At 66.1% G+C, this 20,068-nt stretch carries 21 protein-coding genes and 1 pseudogene; 8 read left to right on the top strand and 14 right to left on the bottom strand.

What is annotated here, in order from left to right:
- Window positions 1–2: 2 nt before the first annotated feature.
- The gene (locus RT91_RS03710) at window positions 3–428 is read left to right on the top strand and encodes a CoA-binding protein (protein ID WP_007422068.1); all 426 of its coding nucleotides are present in this window, start codon (window positions 3–5) and stop codon (window positions 426–428) included.
- Here RT91_RS03710 and serB read toward each other — a convergent pair.
- Window positions 418–1,290, bottom strand: a complete 873-nt coding sequence (gene serB, locus RT91_RS03705; protein WP_007422067.1) for a phosphoserine phosphatase SerB — start codon at window positions 1,288–1,290, stop codon at window positions 418–420. The genes RT91_RS03710 and serB overlap by 11 nt on opposite strands.
- Between serB and miaA the strand changes: the two genes are divergently transcribed.
- The 3 genes from miaA to ilvN are packed head-to-tail and all read left to right on the top strand — an operon-like array spanning window position 1,289 to window position 4,670.
- Window positions 1,289–2,266 (top strand): tRNA (adenosine(37)-N6)-dimethylallyltransferase MiaA, encoded by a 978-nt coding sequence (gene miaA, locus RT91_RS03700; protein WP_035185757.1) that lies wholly within the window; start codon window positions 1,289–1,291, stop codon window positions 2,264–2,266. The genes serB and miaA overlap by 2 nt on opposite strands.
- Before the next feature lie 53 nt (window positions 2,267–2,319).
- Complete coding sequence (locus RT91_RS03695) at window positions 2,320–4,101, top strand: acetolactate synthase 3 large subunit (protein ID WP_007423954.1); 1,782 nt, start codon at window positions 2,320–2,322, stop codon at window positions 4,099–4,101.
- A gap of 50 nt (window positions 4,102–4,151) precedes the next feature.
- Entirely contained in the window at window positions 4,152–4,670 is a 519-nt protein-coding gene (ilvN, locus tag RT91_RS03690; protein ID WP_007423953.1) for an acetolactate synthase small subunit, read from the top strand.
- Window positions 4,671–4,795: 125 nt separating this feature from the next.
- Here the strand turns inward: ilvN and RT91_RS22460 are convergent.
- Window positions 4,796–4,968 (bottom strand): annotated as a pseudogene (locus RT91_RS22460) (IS5/IS1182 family transposase); the annotation flags it as partial.
- A gap of 35 nt (window positions 4,969–5,003) precedes the next feature.
- Window positions 5,004–5,915 (bottom strand): LysR substrate-binding domain-containing protein, encoded by a 912-nt coding sequence (locus RT91_RS03685; protein WP_035185756.1) that lies wholly within the window; start codon window positions 5,913–5,915, stop codon window positions 5,004–5,006.
- Between the two features lie 104 nt (window positions 5,916–6,019).
- Between RT91_RS03685 and RT91_RS03680 the strand changes: the two genes are divergently transcribed.
- From RT91_RS03680 to RT91_RS03670, 3 genes are all read left to right on the top strand, one after another.
- Window positions 6,020–7,045, top strand: a complete 1,026-nt coding sequence (locus RT91_RS03680; RefSeq protein WP_035185755.1) for an aldo/keto reductase — start codon at window positions 6,020–6,022, stop codon at window positions 7,043–7,045.
- Window positions 7,046–7,052: 7 nt separating this feature from the next.
- On the top strand, window positions 7,053–7,637 hold the full coding sequence (locus RT91_RS03675) for an NADPH-dependent FMN reductase (RefSeq protein ID WP_035185762.1): 585 nt from the start codon (window positions 7,053–7,055) through the stop codon (window positions 7,635–7,637).
- A gap of 205 nt (window positions 7,638–7,842) precedes the next feature.
- Entirely contained in the window at window positions 7,843–8,934 is a 1,092-nt protein-coding gene (locus tag RT91_RS03670; protein WP_035185754.1) for a cytochrome-c peroxidase, read from the top strand.
- 142 nt (window positions 8,935–9,076) lie between these two features.
- Here the strand turns inward: RT91_RS03670 and RT91_RS03665 are convergent, their stop codons facing one another.
- The 9 genes from RT91_RS03665 to RT91_RS03625 all read right to left on the bottom strand — a co-directional run bounded on the left by RT91_RS03665 (window position 9,077) and on the right by RT91_RS03625 (window position 17,754).
- On the bottom strand, window positions 9,077–10,135 hold the full coding sequence (locus tag RT91_RS03665; protein WP_007421397.1) for a low specificity L-threonine aldolase: 1,059 nt from the start codon (window positions 10,133–10,135) through the stop codon (window positions 9,077–9,079).
- Between the two features lies 1 nt (window position 10,136).
- On the bottom strand, window positions 10,137–10,607 hold the full coding sequence (locus RT91_RS03660; protein ID WP_007421398.1) for a type II toxin-antitoxin system RatA family toxin: 471 nt from the start codon (window positions 10,605–10,607) through the stop codon (window positions 10,137–10,139).
- A 1-nt stretch (window position 10,608) separates the two neighbouring features.
- Window positions 10,609–11,571: a lipoyl synthase gene (gene lipA / locus RT91_RS03655; protein ID WP_007421399.1), complete on the bottom strand. Its 963-nt coding sequence runs from the start codon at window positions 11,569–11,571 to the stop codon at window positions 10,609–10,611.
- 6 nt (window positions 11,572–11,577) lie between these two features.
- A complete protein-coding gene (gene lpdA / locus RT91_RS03650; RefSeq protein ID WP_007421400.1) occupies window positions 11,578–12,975 on the bottom strand; it encodes a dihydrolipoyl dehydrogenase in 1,398 nt (465 codons plus the stop codon).
- 10 nt (window positions 12,976–12,985) lie between these two features.
- Window positions 12,986–13,495 carry a GNAT family N-acetyltransferase gene (locus RT91_RS03645; RefSeq protein ID WP_007421401.1) on the bottom strand — a complete coding sequence of 170 codons (510 nt, stop codon included), beginning with the start codon at window positions 13,493–13,495 and terminating at the stop codon, window positions 12,986–12,988.
- Window positions 13,492–14,805 (bottom strand): pyruvate dehydrogenase complex dihydrolipoamide acetyltransferase, encoded by a 1,314-nt coding sequence (locus tag RT91_RS03640; RefSeq protein ID WP_035185753.1) that lies wholly within the window; start codon window positions 14,803–14,805, stop codon window positions 13,492–13,494. The genes RT91_RS03645 and RT91_RS03640 overlap by 4 nt, the downstream gene beginning before the upstream one ends.
- 13 nt (window positions 14,806–14,818) lie before the next feature.
- Window positions 14,819–16,168, bottom strand: a complete 1,350-nt coding sequence (locus RT91_RS03635; protein ID WP_012040338.1) for a pyruvate dehydrogenase complex E1 component subunit beta — start codon at window positions 16,166–16,168, stop codon at window positions 14,819–14,821.
- A 2-nt stretch (window positions 16,169–16,170) separates the two neighbouring features.
- Window positions 16,171–17,130: a pyruvate dehydrogenase (acetyl-transferring) E1 component subunit alpha gene (gene pdhA / locus RT91_RS03630; protein ID WP_007422058.1), complete on the bottom strand. Its 960-nt coding sequence runs from the start codon at window positions 17,128–17,130 to the stop codon at window positions 16,171–16,173.
- Window positions 17,131–17,415: 285 nt separating this feature from the next.
- Window positions 17,416–17,754, bottom strand: coding sequence for a septum formation initiator family protein (locus RT91_RS03625; RefSeq protein ID WP_240314174.1), 339 nt, complete (start codon window positions 17,752–17,754; stop codon window positions 17,416–17,418).
- A 225-nt stretch (window positions 17,755–17,979) separates the two neighbouring features.
- Between RT91_RS03625 and RT91_RS03620 the strand changes: the two genes are divergently transcribed.
- Entirely contained in the window at window positions 17,980–18,303 is a 324-nt protein-coding gene (locus RT91_RS03620; RefSeq protein WP_240314173.1) for a hypothetical protein, read from the top strand.
- Here RT91_RS03620 and RT91_RS03615 read toward each other — a convergent pair.
- Window positions 18,297–18,812 (bottom strand): L,D-transpeptidase, encoded by a 516-nt coding sequence (locus tag RT91_RS03615; RefSeq protein ID WP_035185751.1) that lies wholly within the window; start codon window positions 18,810–18,812, stop codon window positions 18,297–18,299. The genes RT91_RS03620 and RT91_RS03615 overlap by 7 nt on opposite strands.
- An 8-nt stretch (window positions 18,813–18,820) precedes the next feature.
- Window positions 18,821–19,975, bottom strand: coding sequence for a GTP cyclohydrolase II (ribA, locus tag RT91_RS03610; protein WP_012040333.1), 1,155 nt, complete (start codon window positions 19,973–19,975; stop codon window positions 18,821–18,823).
- Window positions 19,976–20,068: the final 93 nt, after the last annotated feature.

Raw genomic sequence — 20,068 nt, 5'->3', positions numbered from 1 at the left:
TCATGAGCATCGACGGGCTCGACGACAAGACGATCGCGCGCATACTGACCACCACGCGGCGGATCGCGCTGGTCGGCGCCTCGGCCAACCCGGCCCGCCCCTCGAACGAGGTGCTCGGCGCGCTGCTCCGCCTCGGCTACGACGTCACCCCGGTCAATCCCGGCCTTGCCGGCACCAGGCTGCACGGGCGAGAGGTCGCCGCCTCGCTCGACGATGCGACGCCGCTCGACATGGTCGAGCTGTTCCGCGCCTCAGAACGGGTGCTGCCGGCGGTGCGCGACGCGATCCGGCTGGGGGCGAAGACGATCTGGATGCAACTCGGCGTGGTGAACGAGGGCGCCGCCGCCCTCGCCCGCGCCGCCGGGCTCGTCGTGGTCATGAACCGCTGCCCGCTGATCGAGCGCCCGCGTCTCGGCCTCACTCCCTGAACGACGCGGCCGGATAGCCCTGGGCGAAGAGCAGCGCGCGCAGGTCGCCATGCTCGATGCGCACCGGCGCCGCCTCGGCGAGGATCGGCTTCGCGTGATACGCCACTCCCAGCCCGGCATCGGCGATCATCGCGAGATCGTTCGCCCCGTCGCCCACCGCCAGCGTCGCCGACAGCTTCACCCCGCGCGTCGCCGCCAGCTCGTGCAGCGCCGTGCGCTTGGCGTCGCGGTCCAGCACCGGCTCGGCGACGCGGCCGATCAGCCGGGTTCCGTCATCGAGCAACTCGTTGGCGCGATGCGTGTCGAACCCGACCTCCGCCGCCACCCGGCTGGTAAACCAGGTGAACCCGCCCGAGACCAGCGCCGTCACCGCGCCATGCGCGCGCATGGTGGCCACCAGCTCTCGCGCCCCCGGCATGATCGCGGTGCGCCGCCAGGTGCGCTCGAGCGCCGCGACATCGAGCCCCTCCAGCAGGGCGACGCGCTCGCGCAGCGCATCGGCGAAATCCAGCTCCCCTGCCATCGAGCGCGCGGTGATCGCGGCGACGCGCTCGCCCACCCCCGCCTCGGCGGCCAGCTCGTCGAGCGTTTCCGAGGTCACGATCGTGCTGTCCATGTCCGCGACCAGCACGGCCTTGCGCCGCCCACGATCCCTGACGCACATCACGTCCACCGGCGCATTGTCGATCGCCGCGCGCACCAGGGCGAAGTCTGGCGGATTCATGCAGGGAATTTCGGCGGCCTCGCCTGGCGAAAGCCACACTGGCGGGCCGCCGGCGGCCAGCTCGCGCACGCGGGCCACCATCGTGTCGGTCAACGTCACCTTGTCGCGCGCCGCGACCAGCACCAGAACGAATTTCATGACCCAGTCGCCTAGAGCATGTTCCGCCCCCCCGGCAAGGCCGCTGCTGATCGTCGCCGGGCCCACCGCCTCCGGCAAGTCGGCCCTCGCCCTCGCCGCCGCGCAACGCTTCGGCGGCACGATCATCAATGCCGACGCGATGCAATGCTATGCCGACTGGCGGATCATCACAGCCCGCCCCACGCCCGCGGACGAGGCGGCGGCGCCGCACCGCCTCTACGGCGTGCGCCGGCTGGAAGAGGCGGTCGATGCCGCCTGGTGGCGCGGCCGAGCGCTGGCCGAGCTGGCAGCGGCCGAGCTGCCGATCCTGTGCGGCGGCACTGGCCTGTATCTCTCGTCGCTGGTCAACGGCATCGCGCCGATCCCCGATCCGGGGCCGGACGCACGGGCGGAAGCGCGGCGGATGCTCGCGGCGGATGGACCGGCCGCGCTGCACGCCTGGCTTGCGGCGCGCGACCCGGCAACCGCAACGAAGCTGCGGCCGAGCGATCCCCAGCGCCTCGCCCGCGCCGCCGAGGTGCTGCTCGGCACCGGGCGCGGCCTCGCCGCCTGGCACGCCGCGCCGCGCGCCGGGCTCGCCGGATATCGCGTCATGCTGCTGCTGCTCGACCCGCCGCGCCCCGCGCTGCGCGAGGCGATCGCGGCGCGCTTCGAAGCGATGCTCGCCGCCGGCGCGCTGGCGGAAGTGGCCGCCGTCGCCGCCCGCGCCCCCGATCCCGCGCTGCCCGGCCTGCGCGCCCACGGTGTGCCGGAATTGCTGGCGCATCTCGCCGGCGCGATCAGCCTCGACGAGGCGACGTCCCGCGCCATCGCCGCCACCGCAGCCTATACGAAACGCCAAGCGACCTGGTTCCGCCATCAGAAACTGGCAGATCAGCGCAACACGCATACGATCAGATCAAGATTCACTGATTCTGCGCAATTTTCCGAAAGCACAGTCCGTTCGATCATTTCATTTATTAATTTATCGAGTTGACGCACCGCAGCAGACCGGGGTAGGCCTGCGTCGCGATCTGACAGGATGGGGATATGAACGCCGTGAACACCACAGTCGCTTCCGGGGCCGAAACCCTTCTCCGCGCACTGAAGGCGCAGGGGGTCGAGGTCATTTTCGGCTATCCGGGCGGCGCCGTGCTGCCGATCTATGATGCGATCTTCCAGCAGAACGCGATCCGCCACATCCTTGTCCGCCATGAACAGGCGGCGGTTCACGCAGCGGAAGGCTATGCCCGCTCGACCGGCAAGGTCGGTGTGGTGCTCGTCACCTCCGGGCCGGGGGCGACCAACGCCGTCACCGGGCTGGTGGACGCACTGATGGACAGCATTCCCGTTGTCTGCCTGACCGGCCAGGTGCCGACCCATCTGATCGGTAACGACGCGTTCCAGGAAGCCGACACGACGGGTATCACCAGGCAGGCCACCAAACACAACTATCTCGTCAAGCGCTCGGACGATCTCGCCCGCATCGTGCATGAGGCATTCCACGTTGCGCGGACGGGGCGGCCAGGCCCCGTGCTGATCGACCTGCCGAAAGACATCCTGATCAACCCAGCGCCATATACCGAGGCGCCGGAAGGCCCGCACCGCTCCTATCGCCCGCGCACCGCCCCCGATCTCACCCGGATCGCCGAAGCGGTGAGCGCGCTCAAGGGGGCAAAGCGGCCGATCATCTATACCGGCGGCGGGCTGATCAATTCCGGTCCGGAATCGGCCGAACTGATCGTTCACCTCGCGAAGCTCACCGGCGCGCCGGTTACCTCGACGCTGATGGGGCTCGGCGCCTTCCCGGCCTCGAACCCGGCCTTTCTCGGCATGCTCGGCATGCATGGCACCTACGAAGCCAACCTCGCCATGCATGGCTGCGACGTGATGCTGAACATCGGCGCCCGGTTCGACGACCGCGTGACCGGGCGGCTCAACGCCTTCGCGCCGCACTCGAAGAAAATCCATATCGATATCGATCCGTCGAACATCAACAAGAACGTGGTCGTCGACATCGCCATCGCCGCCGACGCGACCGAGGCGCTGCGCGCCCTCATCGCCGCCTGGAAGCAGGACAATTCCCGGCAGGACACGGCAGCGCTGGCCGAATGGTGGCGCATGATCGAAACGTGGCGCGAGAAGGACTCGCTGCGCTTCACCCAGAGCTTCGAGAAAGGCGCGATCATCAAGCCGCAGCATGCCATCCGCCGGCTGTGGGAAAAGACCCAGGGCCGCGAAACCTATGTCACGACCGAGGTGGGCCAGCACCAGATGTGGGCGGCCCAGCATTTCCGCTTCGACAAGCCGAACCGCTGGATGACCTCGGGCGGCCTCGGCACGATGGGCTACGGCCTGCCGGCGGCGATGGGCGTGCAGATCGCCCATCCCGACGCGCTGGTGATCGACATCGCCGGCGAAGCCAGCATCCTGATGAACATCCAGGAGATGGGCACGCTCGCGCAATACCGCCTGCCGGTGAAGGTGTTCATCCTCAACAACGAATACATGGGCATGGTGCGCCAGTGGCAGGAGCTGCTGCATGGTGGCCGCTATTCCGAGAGTTATTCGGCGGCCCTGCCCGATTTCGTGCGCCTCGCCGAGAGCTTTCACGCCGTAGGCCTGCGCGCCGAGAGCATCGACGATCTGGACCGGGTGATCGACGAGATGCTGGCGACCGACCGGCCGGTGATCGCGGACATCCATGTCGACCGTGCGGAGAACTGCTTCCCGATGATTCCTTCGGGCGCTGCGCACAACGAGATGCTGCTCGGGCCGGAACACGAGTCCAGCGCCGCCGGCATCACCGATGAGGGGCTCGTGCTCGTCTGAGCCCCGCCATCATCGCCGAGACCCGAGATCCCGAACCTGAAAGAGCCGACATGAACGCCATCGTCCAGGAAACCATGCGCGCCGCCACGATTTCCGTGCTGGTGGAAAACGAATCAGGCGTTCTCGCGCGCGTCATCGGCCTGTTTTCCGGCCGCGGCTACAATATCGACAGTCTCACGGTCGCCCCCGTCGAGGACGACCGGCGCAAGAGCCGCATCACCATCGTCACCTCCGGCACCGAACTGGTGATCCAGCAGATCAAGGCGCAACTCGACCGGCTGGTGCCTGTCTACCGCGTATCCGACTTGTCCGCCGAAGGGCCGCACATCGCCCGCGAACTCGCACTCATCAAGGTGATCGGCACTGGCGAGAAGCGGCTCGAAGCGCTGCGTCTTGCCGATGCATTCCGCGCAAGGGTGATCGATGCGACAACCGAAAGCTTCATCTTCGAACTCACCGGCGCCACCGACAAGCTCGATGCGTTTCTCGAGCTGATGCGCCCGCTCGGCCTCGCCGAGGTGTCGCGCACCGGCGTCGCCGCCATCGCCCGCGGCACCCGTACGATCTGACGGCATCCTGCCTCCGCGCCGGACTTCATGGCGCGGGATCCGGCGCAGGATTGTTGGCTGTGAACTATGCGATATTTGGCCGGCCGAGGCGGCGGCCTGGTGAACGACTTTCTATGGAGGCGACAGAGGTTGTGGCCGACGCCTGAGAGGATGGCGTTGATGGCATCCCCGTGACGCCGAGCAGGAAATTCCGTCCGAGATGGCCATCGGTCTTCATGTGGCCGATGACCGGCTCGATGGCAGCGTGCCTGCGCAATTCGTGGCGGATGGCGGGCGTGGTGCCGCGTTTCCGGCGGGCGACATCGCCTGACCGAACCGGAGGTCCATCTTTCATCAGGCTTCGGGCAACTGCGCCGTGTCGGTGATGACAAGGCTTTCGTGAAGCAGGGAAAGAAATGCGGCCACCGGGGTTCCCGGGCCGGCGACGGGCAGGTGGGCGACGACCAGTTCCCAGCAGAGTTCGGGTGATGAGAGACGCGCCATCCCGATGTCCGGATCACGCGCCACAACGACCGTCTCCGGCAGGAGGGCAATGCCTAGGCCGAGACTGACCAGTTTCAGCATCGTGTCGAGATCGCTGACTTCGAACGCGGTATGGCGGCCGATGCCGGCGTCACCAAAGCGGCCGTCGACCAGCCTGCGGGTACCCCAGCCCGTTTCGAAGTCGACAAACGGAAAATCCTTTATCGCCTCGAGGGCGACGCCGGTCAATCCCTCCAGCGGATGACCGCGGGGACAGGCGAGCACAACCTCGTCACACGCGATCATCGTTGTGACGAGATCGGACAAATGCGTACCCACCGGGAAGAACGCGGCATCGATGCCGCCGGCCCGTGTCCGGTCCGCAAGGGCTGACGAACTGCCCTGAATGAGCCGGATTTCGATGCCGGGATGCCGCTGGTGAAACCGCGCCAGAAGCAATGGCAGGTCGAGAAATGCGGGCAGGCTCTGCACTGTGCCGATTTTCAGCGTTCCCCGCTTCAGGCCCTGCACTTCGGCAACGGCGCTACGCGCATCCCGCACCGCCTCGATCGCCAATCGCGCTTTTTCAAGGAAGATCTCGCCCGCACCGGTCAGCCGCACGTCCCGGGTGCTGCGCACGAAAAGGGGTGCATCGAGTTCCCTCTCGAGTGCCCGGATCGACGTCGAGAGCGCCGATTGCACGATGTTCACGCGACGTGCGGCGCGCGTGAACTGCCGCTCCTCGGCTAGCGCGACAAAATGATGCAGCTGTCTGAGCTCCATGCGCCATCTCTCCATCTATCCGAGAGAAGATTCGGATCAATAAGTTTTATTTGAACGATATTCAACGCTCTCCATCTCCCGGGCGCCAGGATGGAGATTTGGAGATGGATGCATATACGACGCTGCCAAGGATCAGGCTCGGCCTGACCGATATGGAGATTACCCGCGTCGGCTTCGGCGCATGGGCCATCGGCGGGGCTGACTGGGCCGTAGGATGGGGAGCTCAGGATGACCGCGATTCGATCGCGGCAATCCGGCATGCCGTTTCGCGAGGCGTGAACTGGATCGATACCGCAGCAATCTACGGGCTCGGCCATTCCGAAGAGGTCGTCTCGCGTGCGCTGGCGGAGATGCCACAAGCCGAACGCCCCTATGTGTTCACCAAATGCGGCCTGGTATGGGACGAGACCGATCGCCACGCCATGCCGCGGCAGGTCGGCTCGCCGCAAAGCATCCGGCGCGAAGTCGATGCATCGCTGCGGCGCCTCGGCATCGAACGAATTGACCTTTATCAGGTGCACTGGCCAGCGAAAGACGGCACACGGCTGGCAGATTACTGGCAGACGATGCTGGACCTCAAGGCTGAAGGGAAAGTCAGGGCCGTTGGCCTGTCAAATCACAGTGCCGAGCAACTTGCGGTGGCTGAGCGGCTTGGCCATGTCGACACGTTGCAGCCCCCCTTCTCGGCAATCCGGCGCGATGCCGCGGAGCGCGAGTTGCCCTGGTGTCACGCGCACGGCACCGGCGTCATCGTCTATAGCCCGATGCAGGCGGGGCTGCTGACCGGGCGGTTCTCGGTCGAACGCGCAAAATCGCTTCCGGCGGATGACTGGCGCTCGCGCAATGACGAATTCATTGGCGACAAGCTGGCCCGCAACCTCCGTCTCGTCGACGCGCTGCGTCCTGTTGCAGAACGGCACGGTGTCTCGGTCCCGGCCGCCGCCGTTGCGTGGACGCTCGCCTGGCCGGGCGTATCCGGCGCCATTGTCGGCGCGCGCAATGCGTCGCAGGTAGACGGCTGGATTGCCGCCGCCAGCCTGCGGCTCGACAACGATGACATGGCGGCCATCGCGACCGCGATAGAGACGAGCGGCGCGGGAACCGGGCCCGCCCGGCCGGCGGGAGCGTGAGGTGGAGATGGCCTTGCATCCACCGCTGCGGCTGCTCGGCATTGTCGGCAGCCTGCGGCACAACGCCCATTCGCGCGCCGTCCTCCTTGGAGTGAGGAGTGTCCTTGACGCTCGTGTCAGCCTGTCGCTCGTCGGGGTCGACCTCCCGCTCTACAACCAGGACCTGGACGACGACAAACCGCCCCGCGCCGTTCATGACTTCCGGAAGCAAATCGCGGAGAGCGACGCTCTTGTCGTTTCGACCCCGGAGTACAATCACGGCATGCCGGGCGCATTGAAAAACGCCCTTGACTGGGCATCACGACCGCATGGCAATTCTGTGCTGAAGGGCAAGCCCTTTATTGTGGTGTCATCATCCCCTGCATTTACGGGCGGGGTCAGGGCACAGGCCCAGGTGAACGAAACGATGCTTGCGATGCAGGCCCTGCCGATTCCGGGACCGCAGATCGTCATCGGTGCGGTCGACGGTAAAGTATCCAATGGCCTCCTGGTCGACGGCACCAGCCTCGGCTTCATCACCGCCGCAATCGAAAACCTCCTAGCACCACGCGCGACAGATAACCTGGCCGAGAACATGGTTTCACTTGCGTGACTAAGCCGCTATCAGATCCAGCCTGCACTCATCAATATCAACGAAGAACGACCAATCCAACCTCACAAAAAGCGACAAAATCGACAATATACATTCATGATTTATAAAATATTTGAGGACGATATGAACAAAAACATCCCCTGAACAAGCAAAAGAGACTCCGATGAGACGACAATATCTTGTCCATGCGCCGATCAGGCGCAAAATGATCGCGCTTTACACCGCTCTGATCACCGGCGCGATTATGGCGGGACTGCAAGCGGCCTCGGCCGCTCCCCCCGGCGGCGAGTTTCCATCGAAGGTGCCGGTTCCCGCCGACAACCCGATGACCCCCCGGAAGATCCATCTTGGCAAGCAGTTGTATTTCGATCCGCGGCTGTCATTGTCGGGCGACGTGTCCTGCGACACCTGCCACAACGTCGCGGGAAATGGCAGCGATGGACTGCCGCTCTCCTTCGGTGTTCTGGGCCGCGTCGACCGGCCAAGACACGCGCCGACCGTGTTCAATTCCGCGTTCAATACGGTCCAGTTCTGGGACGGACGCGCAAAGAGCCTTGAAGATCAGGCGAAGGGGCCATTGCTCAATCCGATCGAGATGGGCATGCCGAGTTCCGGAGCCATCGTGAAGCGCCTGGCTGGGATTCCCGGTTACAGGCGGGAATTTGCCCGTGTTTTCGGCGGCAAGACGCCGATCACCTTCGAACACGTCGTTCAGGCGATCGCCACATACGAACGGACCCTGGTGACGCCCGACAGCCCATACGATCGGTATCTGAAGGGCGACAAGAACGCGCTCGACAAGTCGGCGAAGCAGGGAATGCACGAGGTCTCCGATCTCGGCTGTGCGAGCTGCCACGCCGGCGCGATGTTCGATAATCCGGGCCTGCCCATGGGAACCGGTTGGTTCAGGAAATTCCCCATGATCCCGACAAACCCGACCTGCGCCACCTATGTGCGGGAGTACCATCTCGCCGACGATCCCGGACGGTTTGACGTCACGCACAAGCAAAGCGACGAGCACGTCTTCAAGGTTCCGAGCCTGCGCAACGTCGCCGTCCTTGCGCCATATTTCCAGAACGGGTCCGTGGGGTCGCTGCGAACCGCCGTTCGGGTGATGGCCGCATGTCAGTTGGGCAAGACGCTGACCGGGCTGCAGACGACGAACATCGTCGCGTTCCTAAACAGCCTGACCGGAAAGTTTCCGGTCGAGACCATGCCACGCCTGCCGGAAACACCCGACAGCACATCAATGATGCAGGCTGCCAAGCTCCAGCAAAATCGGCGCCAGCTCAACTGAAGTTGACCCGTAAACGGACAAGGGAGCTTCTTCCAGGAGGCTCCCTTTCTGCGAATATTTCGTGGTGGCCTGCACAGCGGTGGTCGGAGGTGTATCGCGCCGGTCGCACCGTGATCACGCGATGCGGAAGAAGTCGCCCGTCTCAGGCAAGGTTGTGGAAGGCGGCAATCGTCTCGATGATATCGGTGCCGGTCACGTCGAGATGGGTGCATAGCCGTAGCCTGGTCGCCCCCATCACCGAAACCATGATCCCTTGCGCGCGAAGCGCCGCCGCCCAGTCCCCGGGAGTGCGGCCTGAAGCCGCGACATCCACATAGACCAGATTCGTCTCCGGCGGTTCGACGTTGAGACCGCCGATCGCCGCGAGCCCTGCTGCAAGGTCGCGGGCATTCGCGTGGTCCTCGGCCAGCCGGTCCACGTTATGATCGAGCGCATACAGGCAGGCCGCAGCGCAGATTCCGGCCTGCCGGAGCGCACCGCCCAGGCGCTGCTTCCACCGCCAGGCGCGATCGATCAGGTCGGCTGAACCGGCCAGAACGGCACCGAGGGGGGCGCCAAGCCCTTTTGTGAAGTCGATCCACACGGTGTCGAACGGCGCCGCGTAGGCGGCGGCGGAGATTCCGCTCGCGACCACGGCGTTCATCAGGCGCGCGCCATCCATGTGCGTTGCCATTCCGGCCGCGCGGGCAATGCCGACGAGATCACGAAGAGTAGCCAAGGGCCAGATCGTGCCGCCGCCGAGATTGGCCGTCTGCTCGATTTCCAGCAGCGCCTGCGGCGCGGCATAGCGGGAAGGCATCGTCAGCGCGGCGCGAAGATCGTCGGCCGAGAACATGCCCCGTGCGCCCCGCAGGCCGAGTACGCGCGCCCCCGCCAGCGCCCAGGGGGCTCCGCCCTCAGCCTCGATGATATGCGCGGTCTCGTGCGCGATGATCTCGTCGCCGGGACGGCAATGGGTAAGGATGGCCACCGAATTGCACATCGCCCCGGAGGGCAGGAACATTGCCGCCTCCTTCCCCAGCATGGCGGCCACACGCTCGCAGAGCGCATTCACGGACGGATCAAGACCGAGTTGCTCATCGCCCACTTCGGCGCCGAGCATCGCCTCGCGCATCGCCGGCGACGGTCTGGTCTGGGTATCAGAATAGAGATTGATGCGCACCGGCGGCAACGAAGGATCGGGCCGGAGCGGGGCGTACATCCTAGCCCTCGGCGGGTGCCGCGAGATCGGCGCCGGACTGCGGCGTGCCGTAAACATCGCGCGCGCGCTTCAGAAATGCCGCGACCATCCGGCGCACCGCCTCGGCGAACACCGCACCGATGGCCTTCTGCAGGATCAGGCTGCGAAATTCGAAATCGACATAGAAATCGATCATGGTGCCGCGTTCGTCCGGCAGGAACCGCCACTCGTTGCGCAGGTAGCGGAAGGGGCCGTTCTCGTAGCGGACATGGATATGCTCGGGCGCGTTCAGCATCACGCGGGAGGTGAAACTCTCGCGGAACGGACCGAACCCGATGGTCAGGTCCGCCAGCATTTCATCGCCGCGCTGCGAGCGGACGCGCGCGCCGATGCACCAGGGCAGGAATTGCGGATATTTCCCCACATCGGCCACGAGATCGAACATCTGGCCGGGCTGGTAGAGGACCAGTTTCCGCTCGGTGTAGCGCGGCATGTCAGGCCGCGTGCCGGGCGGCCCGGGCTTCGCGCAGGGCGGCGAAATCGGCATCCGCGTGATAGGAGGAGCGGGTCAGCGGCGTCGCCGACACCATCAGGAACCCCTTGGCGCGGGCCATGGCGGCAAGATCGGCGAACTCGTCGGGGGTGACGAACCGGTCGACCGCGGCGTGTTTCACGGTCGGCTGGAGATACTGGCCGATGGTGAGGAAATCGACATCGGCGATGCGCAGGTCGTCCATCACCTGGCCGACCTCGCCGCGGTCCTCGCCGAGCCCGGCCATCAGGCCGGATTTGGTGAAGATGCTTGGGTCGAGCTGCTTCACCCGGTCGAGCAGGCGGAGCGACTGGTAATAGCGTGCGCCGGGGCGGATCGAGGGGTAGAGCCGCGGCACGGTTTCGAGATTGTGGTTGAACACGTCCGGCCTGGCAGCGACGACCACCTCCAGCGCACCGGGCTTGCGCAGGAAGTCCGGGGTGAGGATCTCGATCGTGGTGGAGGGTGCGGCGGCGCGGATCGCGCCGATCACCGCCGCGAAATGCGCCGCCCCGCCATCATCGAGATCGTCGCGGTCGACCGAGGTGATCACCACATGCTGCAAGCCGAGCCGGGCCACGGCTTCGGCCACGCGGGCCGGTTCGTCGGCGGCGAGCGGCGCCGGCTGGCCGGTGGTGACGTTGCAGAAGGCGCAGGCGCGGGTGCAGATTTCACCCATGATCATCATGGTCGCGTGGCGCTGCGACCAGCACTCGCCGATATTCGGGCAGGCCGCCTCCTCGCAGACCGTCACCAGCTTGGCCTCGCGCATCAGCGCGCGGGTTTCGTGATAGACGGGATGGTTCGGCGCCTTCACCCGGATCCAGGCGGGTTTCCGCTGGATCGGGTTATCCGGCCTGTGCTGCTTTTCCGGATGGCGGAGCTTGCCGCCCCCCGAATTCCGGTGATCGATCTCGACGCGCATGACGGATCAGAAGTGGATGACCTGTCCATACGCGTCAAGCACCGATTCGTGCATCGCTTCACTGATCGTGGGGTGGGGGAAGACGGTGTGCATCAGTTCGGCCTCGGTGGTTTCGAGCTGCCGGGCGACCACGTAGCCCTGGATCATCTCGGTCACCTCGGCGCCAGCCATGTGCGCGCCGAGGAGCTCGCCGGTCTCGACGTCGAAGACGGTCTTGATCATGCCTTCGGGTTCGCCCATGGCGATCGCCTTGCCGTTGCCAATGAAGGGGAAGCGGCCGATTTTCACCTTGCGGCCGGCTTCCTTCGCCTTTGCTTCGGTCATGCCGACCGAGGCGACCTGCGGGCGGCAATAGGTGCAGCCGGGGATGTTCCAGGTCTCGAACGGATGCGGCTTCAGCCCCGCGATATGCTCGATGCAGACCACGCCCTCGTGGCTGGCCTTGTGGGCGAGCCAGGGCGGGCCGGTCAGATCGCCGATCGCGTAGACGCCCTCGACGCCGGTGCGCCCGAAACCATCGACCACCACATGCGTGCGCTCGACCTTCACGCCGGCCTGCTCAAGGCCGAGATTTTCGACATTGCCGACGATGCCGACCGCGGAGATCACCCGCTCGGCGGTGATCTTCTGCGCCTTTCCGCCGGCCTCGATCGTGACGGTCACGCTGTCCCTGCCCTTCTCGACGCCCTTCACGCTCGCCCCGACGAGCAGCTTCATGCCCTGCTTCTCGAACTGCTTGTGCATGAAGGCGGAGATTTCCTCGTCCTCCACCGGCAGGATGCGCGGCAGCGCCTCGACCACCGTCACCTCGGCGCCCATGTTGCGGTAGAAGCTCGCGAACTCGATGCCGATCGCGCCGGAGCCGATCACCACGAGGGATTTCGGCATGATGTCCGGCACCATCGCCTCGCGATACGACCATATGAACCGGCCATCCGGCTCAATGCCGGGCAGGACGCGGGCGCGCGCGCCGGTCGCGAGGATGATGTGCTTCGCCTTCAGCGTGGCGACCGGCTTGCCGTCCTTCTCGACCGCGAGCGTGCCCTTGCCGGCGAGCCGGCCGGTGCCGTCGAACACCGTCACCTTGTTCTTCTTCAGAAGATGGGCGACGCCCGAGGAAAGCTGCTTTGCCACGCCGCGCGAGCGCTTCACCACCTTGTCGAGATCGAACTTCACGTTCTCGGCGGAGAAACCGTATTCGGGCAAGGTGTGGAGCAGATGGTTGATCTCGGAGGAACGAAGCAGCGCCTTGGTCGGAATGCAGCCCCAGTTGAGGCAGATGCCGCCGAGATTTTCGCGCTCGACCAGGGCGACCTTCAGCTTGAGCTGCGCGCCGCGGATCGCGGTCACGTAGCCGCCGGGGCCGCCGCCCACCACCACCACGTCGAAACTCTGATCGGTCATTGTTCTGCTCCTATGCGGCAAGGGCGGCGAGGGCCTCGCCCTTCAGACGGTAGCGCGTCCATTCATCGAGCGGGACGGCGCCGAGGGATTGATAGAAATCGATGGCGGGGCGGTTCCAGTCCAGCACCGACCATTCGAGCCGGGCGCAGCCGAGCCGGACCGCCTCGCGCGCGAGATGGCGCAGCAGGGCGCGGCCGATGCCCCGGCCCCGCGCCGCGGGCAGGACGAACAGGTCTTCGAGATAGAGCCCGGCCCGGCCGGTCCAGGTCGAGAAGCTGGTGAAGAACAGGGCGAAACCGGCGACCGCACCATCGGCCTCGGCCAGCACGGCGCGGGCGAGAGGCTGCGGGCCGAACAGCGCCTCGTGCAGCATCGGCGCGGTCATCTCCACCTCGTGGGGCGCCTTTTCATAAAGGGCGAGCGCGTGAACGAGATCGAGCAGCGCGGCGATGTCGGCCGGTGCCGCAGGGCGAAGCGTTGCCGCCGCCCCTGAAGCGACACCGGCCGAATGGTCGCTCAAAGCATCAGCCCCAGCGGCTGTTCGACGATGGACTTGAACGCCGCGAGGAATTCGGCGCCGACCGCGCCATCCACCACGCGATGGTCGCAGGACAGGGTGACGGTCATCACCGTGGCGATGGCGATCTGCTCACCCTTCACCACCGGCCGCTTCTCGCCGGCGCCGATGGCGAGAATGCCGCCCTGCGGCGGGTTGATGATCGCCGAGAACGAGCTGATGCCATACATGCCAAGATTGGAGATCGAGAACGATCCGCCCTGGAATTCGTCCGGCTTCAGCTTGCCGGCCTTTGCCCGCGCGGCGAGATCCTTCATCTCGTTGCTGATCGCGGCCAGGCCTTTCTGGTCCGCCTTGCGGATGATCGGCGTGATCAGCCCGTCCGGAATCGCGACGGCCACCGAGATGTCCACGTCGTGATAACGGATCATCGCCTCCTCGGTGAACGAGGCGTTGGCCGCCGGAACGCGGCGCAGGGCGACGGCGACCGCCTTGATGATCAGGTCGTTGACCGAGAGCTTGAACGCGCCCGGCCCCTCCTTGGGGGATTGCGCGTTCAGCTCGGCGCGCAGCTTGAGCAGGGCGTCGAGCTCGACATCCATCGACAGATAGAAATGCGGAATGGTCTGCTTCGCGGCCTGCAAGCGCTTCGCGATCACCTTGCGCATCGAGGAATGCGGGATCGCGTCGTGCGGCGCGGTGATCGGCGCGGCCGGCGCTGCGGCGGCTTGTGCCGGCGGGGCGGCAGCTGGCGCTTTCGGCGCCGGTGCCGCGGCTTCCGGGGCACTGCCGCGGGCGGCGTCGATATCCGCCTTGACGATCCGCCCGTTCGGGCCGGAGCCCTTGAGCGTGGCGAGGTCGATCCCCGCCTGCTGCGCCATGCGGCGGGCGAGCGGCGAAGCGAAGACGCGCCGCGGGCCATGCCCGGTCGTCTCCGCCGCCGGCGCGGCCGGAGCTGCCGCAGCCGGGGCAGGTGCCGCCACCGGTTCCGGCGCGGCGGCTGCCTTTGGCGCCGGGGCGTTGGCTGCCTTCGCCACCGGGGTGGCGGGCGCGCTGTCCGGCACGGCTTCGCCGGGCTCGACGAGAATGGCGATCGGCGCGTTCACCGCGACATTCTCCGATCCGGCAGCGACCAGGATCTTGCCGAGAACGCCCTCGTCGACCGCCTCGACCTCCATCGTCGCCTTGTCGGTCTCGATCTCGGCGATGACGTCGCCGGCCTTGATCGTCTCGCCTTCCTTCTTGAGCCAGCGCGCCAGCGTGCCTTCCGTCATGGTGGGCGAGAGTGCCGGCATCAGGATGTTCGTGGCCATGTTCGCGCCTCCCTCAGAACAGTTTCTTGACGGCGCCGACGACCCAGTCCGGCTGGGGCAGCGCGAGCTTTTCCAGATTGGCGGCATAGGGCATCGGCACGTCGAGCCCGGCGACGCGGGTCGGCGGCGCGTCCAGCCAGTCGAACGCATGTTCGGTGATCTGCATCGCGATCTCGGCACCGATGCCGGCAAAGGGCCAGCCCTCCTCGACCGAGACGACGCGGTTGGTCTTCTTCACCGAATTCACGATGGTCTCGATGTCGAGCGGGCGGATTGTGCGCAGGTTGATCACCTCCGCCGAAATCCCCTGCTGGTCCAGCGCCTCGGCGGCCTTCAGCGCGACATCGACCATCAGCGAGAAAGCAACGATGGTGACATCCTCGCCCGCGCGCTCGACCTTGGCCTTGCCGATCGGCAGGATGAAGTCATCGTCGGTCGGGCATTGGTGCTTGTGGCCGTAGAGAATCTCGTTCTCGAGGAAGATGACCGGGTTCGGATCGCGGATCGCCGCGCGCAGCAAGCCCTTCGCATCCGCCGCCGACCACGGGGCGACCACCTTGAGGCCCGGGCAATGCGCATACCACGAGGCGTAGCACTGGCTGTGCTGGGCCGCGACGCGGGCGGCAGCGCCGTTCGGCCCGCGGAAGACGATGGGGCAGCCCATCTGCCCGCCGGACATGTAGAGCGTCTTCGCCGCCGAATTGATGATCTGGTCGATCGCCTGCATGGCGAAGTTGAACGTCATGAACTCGACGATCGGCTTGAGGCCGGACATCGCCGCCCCCACCGCCATGCCGGTGAAACCGTGCTCGGTGATCGGCGTGTCGATCACCCGCTTCGCGCCGAACTCGTCGAGCAGGCCCTGGCTGATCTTGTACGCGCCCTGATACTGGGCAACCTCCTCGCCCATCAGGAACACGTCGGCATCGCGCCGCATCTCGGCGGCCATCGCATCGCGCAGCGCCTCGCGGACGGTGATTTCCTGCGTCGGGCCCCAATCCTTCTCGGCGGCCGGCGCCACCTCGGCAGGCGGCGCCTTCGGCGCGGCAGCGGGCTGGTGCGCGGGCGCGGGCGCAGCCTGCGGCGCCGGCGCGGCGGCGGAAGGGGACTCCGCCTTTTCGCCATGCGCGCCGAGCACCGCGATCGGCGTGTTCACCGCGACGTTTTCAGTCCCCTCATCGACCAGGATTCGCAGCAGCTCGCCCTCGTCGACCGCCTCGACCTCCATCGTCGCCTTGTCGGTCTCGATCTCGGCGAGAACATCGCCGGCCTTGACCCGGTCGCCGACCTTCTTGAGCCATTTGGCCAGCTTGCCCTCGGTCATCGTCGGCGAGAGCGCGGGCATCAGAACGTCCGTGGTCATGCTCAGCCCTCCACCAGCACATCGGTCCAGAGTTCGGATTCATCGGGTTCGGGGCTCTGCTGCGCGAAATCGGCCGCGTCCTGCACCCGCTTCTTGATGTCGTCGTCGATCGCCTTGAACATCTCGTCGCTCACCCCCATCGCCTCCAGCGCCTTGCGGGCGAGATCGATGCAATCGTGCTCGGTCCGCATCTTCTGCACCTCCTCGCGGGTGCGGTATTTCGCGGGGTCGGACATCGAGTGGCCGCGATAGCGATAGGTCTTCATCTCCAGCAGGAACGGCCCGTTCCCCGCCCGGCAATGCGCGACCGCCTGCTCGCCCGCTTCCTTGACGGCCTGAACGTCCATCCCGTCCACCTGCAGGCCCGGAATGCTCCAGGGCGCGCCGTTCAGGCTGAGATCGCGCGAGGCCGACGCGCGCTCGACGCTGGTGCCCATGCCATAGCGGTTGTTCTCGATGATGAAGATCACCGGCAGCTTCATCAGCGCCGCGAGGTTGAAGCTCTCGAACACCTGGCCCTGGTTCGAGGCGCCCTCGCCGAAATAAGTCAGGCAGACGCGGTCATTGCCGCGATAGTGATTGGCGAACGCAAGGCCGGTGCCGAGCGAGACCTGCGCGCCGACGATGCCGTGCCCGCCGAAGAAGCCCTTCTCCTTCGAGAACATGTGCATCGAGCCGCCCTTGCCCTTGGAATAGCCGCCGGCCCGGCCGGTCAGCTCGGCCATGACGCCTTTCGGGTCCATGTCGCAGGCGATCATGTGGCCGTGATCGCGATAGGAGGTGATGACCTGGTCGCCCGGCTCGATCGCCAGCTGCATGCCGGTCACCACCGCTTCCTGCCCGATATAGAGATGGCAGAACCCGCCGATCAGCCCCATGCCGTAGAGCTGGCCGGCCTTTTCCTCGAAACGGCGGATCAGCAGCATCTTTTCGTAGGCGGCCAGAAGCTCGTCCCTGTCCATGGATTGCTGTTTCTGGCTGCTGCGCTTGCGTGAGGCTGGCTGGGCTTTCCCGCCCGTCGATCTTGTACGGCTGGCCACGATGATCCCCCTCCGTCGGTTGATCTCTTTCCAATGCGTCGGAACGGGGGCACGACGCAAGCGGGAAAACAAAAAAACAATGATGGTGCAATGCAATATTCATGTTAACCAAAAATTGGTTAAGGCCCTGATCAGCACGACGAAAGCCCTATTTCGTGCCAGGATTCGCCGGAATCTCGGGAAACCCGCCTTGCTCCAGACGCGGCTTCAGGAGTGGGGACGGCCCGGCGCCGCAGGCGTTGGTGCCGTAGGCGCGGACGACGCCGGGGCCGGGGCCGGATGGAGCGGCACGGCGAGATCGTCGGGATCAGCAAGATTGAGCACGGCTCGCGCCTGTTCGTTGAGCATGTCCGGCGCGATAGCGTGATGATGCAGGGCATCGACCCGGGCCTGCCAGCGGTCGCGCCGGGCCGTCACATCGGTCAATGACTGCCGGTCCTTCACAAGAACGGCTTGGTCGTGGCGCTGGGCGATGATCCCGCGCGAACCATTGATGGCATTGAAAACGAAATACGCCGTCACCACGAGGAAGAGAACGGGCAGCACCAACGCTCTCAAGCGCCGTTTCACGGCTGGCTCCATGCTTCGGAAAACGTCTTCGGATGTGTCACGCCCCTGCATGCCCGGCCCATGGGGGGTTTCGCAAGTGCTTTTGGCATGCGGACGCCGGGTGAAACTTTTGTAAGCCACAATTCGCACCGAAAGCCGCCCTTTCGATGCCATCATGGGGTCGTCTGTAACGGACCAACGACGAATGCAGGAGATTTGAAGATGTCGGAACGCAGCAGAAAAGCGACAGGCCGAATCGGCCGGGTTGTCTCGGTCCTGCTCGCCGCCGGAATTGGCCTAGTGGCAACGGGGGCAACCGCCTTCGCCGACCCACCCTGGGGACACGATCACTGGGAGCACCATGGCTGGCATCACGGATGGCGCCATGACGATGACGATGGAGGCTGGCACCGCGGCTATGTCTACGGCTATGCGCCTCCGCCGGCGTATTATCCGCCGCCGCCCGTCTACTATGCCCCGCCGCCGCCGGTCTACGTCGGCCCGCCCAGCGTCTCCTTCGGGGTAAACATCCCTCTCGGTCACTGAACCATGATCGCCTCAAGCCCGGCCTTCAGCAACGCCAGAAGGTCGGGCAGGGCGAGAGCGATGCAACCATCGGTCGGCGCATAATCCGGGCGCGCCACATGCAGGAAGATCGCCGACCCAGAACCGCGGACCACCGGGTTGTCGTTCCAGCCGAGCACGCCGACCAGATCGTAGACGGCGTCGGCGCGCCAGAGACGTTCTTGCCGGCCCTCATGCGGCAGGCGGACCATCCGGTTGTAGTCAGGATGCTGGGGGTCGTCGCACCAGCCATCGTCGGGAGACAGGGGCTCGCGCGGCACCGCGCACGCCGGCGGTGAGATCCGATCGGCGCGGTACAGCACGCGCCGCAGCACGAGGAGGCCGGCTGGCGTCGTGCCGTCTCCTTCGCGCTTCCTGTCAGAGACGCCCCCTTTGCCGATGGCGACACGGAATGTCAGCCCGGCGGCCGCCAGCGTAATCGGCCCCCCCTCGCGTAATTGCGCCGTCCGCGCGTTGCCTGTCGACGTCACTGGCGCATCTAGTCCAGCAGGTGGCCGAACCGGCGGGCCTTGGTCGCAAGATACAGGTCGTTGACGCCGTTCGGCGCGATCACATGCGGCACCCGCTCGACGACATCCACGCCACACGCGGCGAGGCCGGCCGTCTTTTCGGGATTGTTCGTCAGCAGGCGGATGTGGTCGAGCCCCAATGCCGCCAGCATCGCGGCAGCGATGTGGAAGTTGCGTTCGTCCGCCCCCCAGCCAAGCGCCCGGTTGGCATCGACGGTATCGAGACCGCGATCCTGCAACGTGTAAGCGCGCAACTTGTTGATCAGCCCGATTCCGCGCCCCTCTTGCGCGAGATAGAGGACGACACCGCCGCCTTCCTGCGCCATGCGACGAATGGCCCCCTTGAGCTGGGGGCCGCAGTCGCAGCGCAGCGAGCCCAGCAGATCGCCGGTGAAACATTCGGAATGGATCCTCACCAGCGGCGCGGCCTGCGCCGACGGGTCGCCGACCAGGATCGCCATGTGCTCGATACCCTGATCGAGTGCGCGAAACGCCACGAGTCGGGCGTCCGGCGCGTCGTCCAGCGGCACCGCGACTTCCGCCACGCGGTGAAGGGTTGCCGCGACATTCCGATTGTAAGCCAGCAGGTCGGCGGCAGGCACCGCCAGCAGGCCGCCACCAAGAGGCAGCGACGCCCAGCCCGGACGGACCGGCGCCGTGATCATCGCCGGCAACAGCCGCGCCTGCTTGCCCAGCGCCAGCGCCGCCTCGGCCAGCGGTGGCGGCGCAACACGGCGGAAGCCTGGCATGATCTGCTCAAGGGTTGGATCCGCAAGGCGGCGGAGTGTGGCGACATCGATCAGCGGGCGGGTCAGGCCGAGCGCAATCGCCGGGAGAGTCTCATCAAGCGGTTCCTGCAACACGGCGGCCGCCCGCGACGGGGCCAGCAACAGCATGGCGCCGGAACTTCCCAGGCGGTCGATGAGGTGGAGCCCTTCGGCACCCACTGTCTCGGCCGGGACGACGATCAGCGGATGCTGCCCGGCCAGCACGACCGGCACGCCCCGCCGCGCGTCGCCGACGGCCCTATGCACCGCGCGGGTGCGCACCGGATCAAGCGGTGGCAAGGTTCCGGACGCGTCGGCGTTCGTGCTCTTCTGACCCTGGACTGGCAATGAGTTCATGGTCGTGCAGATATAAGATGGAACCCGTCTGTTGCGCCATATCGCCGGCCATTTTCCGACATTGCACGAAGATTGCGGCGTTTTCACGCGCAT

It is taken from the genome of Acidiphilium sp. JA12-A1 (assembly GCF_000724705.2).
GTDB lineage: Bacteria > Pseudomonadota > Alphaproteobacteria > Acetobacterales > Acetobacteraceae > Acidiphilium > Acidiphilium multivorum.
The sequence above is the reverse complement of the archived record's forward strand: the minus strand, read 5'-3'. Positions and strand labels throughout refer to the sequence as shown.

What these genes read in the sequence shown, in the direction of transcription:
- RT91_RS03695 (WP_007423954.1), top strand. Translation starts at nt 2,320, where the DNA reads ATGAACGCCGTGAACACCACAGTCGCTTCCGGGGCCGAAACCCTTCTC.
- ribA (WP_012040333.1), bottom strand. Translation starts at nt 19,975, where the DNA reads ATGAACTCATTGCCAGTCCAGGGTCAGAAGAGCACGAACGCCGACGCG.
- miaA (WP_035185757.1), top strand. Translation starts at nt 1,289, where the DNA reads ATGACCCAGTCGCCTAGAGCATGTTCCGCCCCCCCGGCAAGGCCGCTG.
- RT91_RS03675 (WP_035185762.1), top strand. Translation starts at nt 7,053, where the DNA reads ATGGCCTTGCATCCACCGCTGCGGCTGCTCGGCATTGTCGGCAGCCTG.
- RT91_RS03635 (WP_012040338.1), bottom strand. Translation starts at nt 16,168, where the DNA reads ATGACCACGGACGTTCTGATGCCCGCGCTCTCGCCGACGATGACCGAG.
- lpdA (WP_007421400.1), bottom strand. Translation starts at nt 12,975, where the DNA reads ATGACCGATCAGAGTTTCGACGTGGTGGTGGTGGGCGGCGGCCCCGGC.
- RT91_RS03640 (WP_035185753.1), bottom strand. Translation starts at nt 14,805, where the DNA reads ATGGCCACGAACATCCTGATGCCGGCACTCTCGCCCACCATGACGGAA.
- serB (WP_007422067.1), bottom strand. Translation starts at nt 1,290, where the DNA reads ATGAAATTCGTTCTGGTGCTGGTCGCGGCGCGCGACAAGGTGACGTTG.
- RT91_RS03660 (WP_007421398.1), bottom strand. Translation starts at nt 10,607, where the DNA reads ATGCCGCGCTACACCGAGCGGAAACTGGTCCTCTACCAGCCCGGCCAG.
- pdhA (WP_007422058.1), bottom strand. Translation starts at nt 17,130, where the DNA reads ATGGACAGGGACGAGCTTCTGGCCGCCTACGAAAAGATGCTGCTGATC.
- RT91_RS03685 (WP_035185756.1), bottom strand. Translation starts at nt 5,915, where the DNA reads ATGGAGCTCAGACAGCTGCATCATTTTGTCGCGCTAGCCGAGGAGCGG.
- RT91_RS03620 (WP_240314173.1), top strand. Translation starts at nt 17,980, where the DNA reads ATGTCGGAACGCAGCAGAAAAGCGACAGGCCGAATCGGCCGGGTTGTC.
- lipA (WP_007421399.1), bottom strand. Translation starts at nt 11,571, where the DNA reads ATGCGCGTCGAGATCGATCACCGGAATTCGGGGGGCGGCAAGCTCCGC.
- RT91_RS03670 (WP_035185754.1), top strand. Translation starts at nt 7,843, where the DNA reads ATGATCGCGCTTTACACCGCTCTGATCACCGGCGCGATTATGGCGGGA.
- RT91_RS03710 (WP_007422068.1), top strand. Translation starts at nt 3, where the DNA reads ATGAGCATCGACGGGCTCGACGACAAGACGATCGCGCGCATACTGACC.
- RT91_RS03680 (WP_035185755.1), top strand. Translation starts at nt 6,020, where the DNA reads ATGGATGCATATACGACGCTGCCAAGGATCAGGCTCGGCCTGACCGAT.
- RT91_RS03665 (WP_007421397.1), bottom strand. Translation starts at nt 10,135, where the DNA reads ATGTACGCCCCGCTCCGGCCCGATCCTTCGTTGCCGCCGGTGCGCATC.
- ilvN (WP_007423953.1), top strand. Translation starts at nt 4,152, where the DNA reads ATGAACGCCATCGTCCAGGAAACCATGCGCGCCGCCACGATTTCCGTG.